The following is a 1,976-nucleotide window of genomic DNA, read 5'->3' on the forward strand; positions in this document are numbered from 1 at the left end:
CGCTCCTATCTGGCGACCATGCACAAGCAGGGCGCGAATCTCTTCAACGCCCTTACCCTGACCTTCCAGGGCACCCCGCCTCAGCCGCGCTTCGCGTAGTCGGCCGCCGCGGGCTGGGCTCGGGTACCTGAGTAGTTACCCCGAATTGTAGCCAAGAGCGCCCATGAACCGACTCGACGCCATGCATCTCTTTGTTCGGGTGGTCGAGCTCGGCAGTTTTGCCGCGGTGGCGGGCCAACTGGGGGTCGCCCGTTCGGTGGTGACGCGCCAGATTGCCGCGCTGGAGGAGCATCTGGGGATCAAGCTCATGGTGCGCAGTACGCGGCGGCTGACCCTGACCTCGGCCGGCAGCGCCTACCTGGAGCGCTGCCGGGCGATCCTCGACCTGGTGGAGACGGCCGAGGCGGAGGTGATGGAGGCGCGCCTGACGCCGCGCGGCCACCTGCGCGTCGGCCTGCCGCTGAGTTTCGGGCTCAAGCGCTTGGCACCGCTGCTGCTGGAGTTTTCCCAGACCTATCCGGAGATTTGCCTGGCGCTGGATTTTACCGACCGCGAGCTGAACCTGATCGAGGAGGGGGTGGATCTCTCGATCCGCATCAGCGCCCGGCTGGCCCCCGGCGACATCGCGCGTAAGCTCGGCACCTGTCGGCTGATGACCATCGCGGCGCCGCACTATCTGGCCCGTCGTGGCTGGCCCCGGCACCCGTCCGAGCTGGCGCGTCATGACTGCATTGGCTATTCACCCCAGTCCAATAGCCGGCCCTGGTCATTCATGGTGAATGAGCAAGTGGAAAACTTTCATGTGCCATGCCGGTTACAGGCGAATAACGGCGAGGTGCTGGCGGCGGCGGCCGCGCAAGGGCTGGGGATCACGATCCAACCGGATTTCATCGCCGCCGATTTGCTCGCGGCCGGCCGCGTCGTGACCCTGCTGGATGAGTTTTCGCCGCCCGACCTGGGCATCTATGCGCTACTGCCGAGTAATCGTTATCTGCCCCATCGCGTGCGCGTGCTGATCGATTTTCTGGCGAGCCGGTTGGCGTGAGCATCGCCGTCTTTCAATAGTTCGGTGATTCATTCGGGCGCAGATCGAATAACAGCACCTCGGCGTCTTCGCCCTCACTGAAATCGAGGTCGCGCACCTGGCGCAGCCGTGCGCCGTCGCCTTCCGAAAGTCGCTCACCATTCACCTTGAGCGTGCCGCGGGCGACCTGAATATAGCCGAAGCGGTGCTCGGGTAGGGTGAATCGCTGCTGCTCGCCGCCGTCGAAGAGCCCAGCATAGATGCGGGTGTCCTGATAGAGCGAGAGCGAGCCCGCGGCGCCGTCTGGTGAACAGATCAGGCGCAATCGGCCCCGCTTGTCGGCAGCGTCAACGTACGTCTGTTGATAGCGCGGCGTCACCCCCTGGCGGTCGGGGATGATCCAGATCTGCAAGAAATGGACTTCTTGCGTACGCGAGGCGTTGTATTCACTGTGGCGGACGCCGCTGCCGGCGCTCATCATCTGCACGTCGCCCGGGCGGATGACTGAGCCGGTGCCCATCGAGTCCTGGTGTTCCAATGTCCCCGCGAGCACGTAGGAGACGATTTCCATATCGCGGTGGCCGTGGGTATCGAAGCCACGCCCCGGGCGGACCCGGTCATCGTTGATCGCCAGCAGGTCCGAGAAGCCGGATTGGTCCGGGTCGTAATAGCTGCCGAATGAAAAGCTGTGCCGCGAATGCAGCCAGCCGAGATTCGCGACGCCGCGCCGGTCCGATGGTCTTAACTCGAGCATGTCGGTCTCTGTGAAGTTTCTTGCGGGGAGTCGGCGGCGGCTCCCCGCGAAGCGCTGGGACTAGTACCGCAGGATGAAAATCCTAATACCGTTTCTGAAGAGCGCGTTGTAAGATGCAAACTTCGTGATCTACTCTGGTTTTTTCGATGCCCTTGCTTCGTCCTGCGCCTGTCCTCGTAACCGATCGCGAGCGTCAAC

The 1,976-nt window shown here is 63.6% G+C and carries 2 protein-coding genes; one reads left to right on the forward strand and one right to left on the reverse strand.

What is annotated here, in order from left to right:
* The first annotated feature begins 163 nt into the window (after positions 1-163).
* Positions 164-1,045: a LysR family transcriptional regulator gene (locus tag QZX93_RS26520; RefSeq protein ID WP_295389994.1), complete on the forward strand. Its 882-nt coding sequence runs from the start codon at positions 164-166 to the stop codon at positions 1,043-1,045.
* A 13-nt stretch (positions 1,046-1,058) separates the two neighbouring features.
* Here the strand turns inward: QZX93_RS26520 and QZX93_RS26525 are convergent, their stop codons facing one another.
* A complete protein-coding gene (locus QZX93_RS26525) occupies positions 1,059-1,778 on the reverse strand; it encodes a pirin family protein (protein WP_295389996.1) in 720 nt (239 codons plus the stop codon).
* Positions 1,779-1,976 lie beyond the last annotated feature (198 nt).

This window comes from uncultured Thiodictyon sp., assembly GCF_903946935.1.
In the GTDB taxonomy this organism is placed as follows: domain Bacteria; phylum Pseudomonadota; class Gammaproteobacteria; order Chromatiales; family Chromatiaceae; genus Thiodictyon.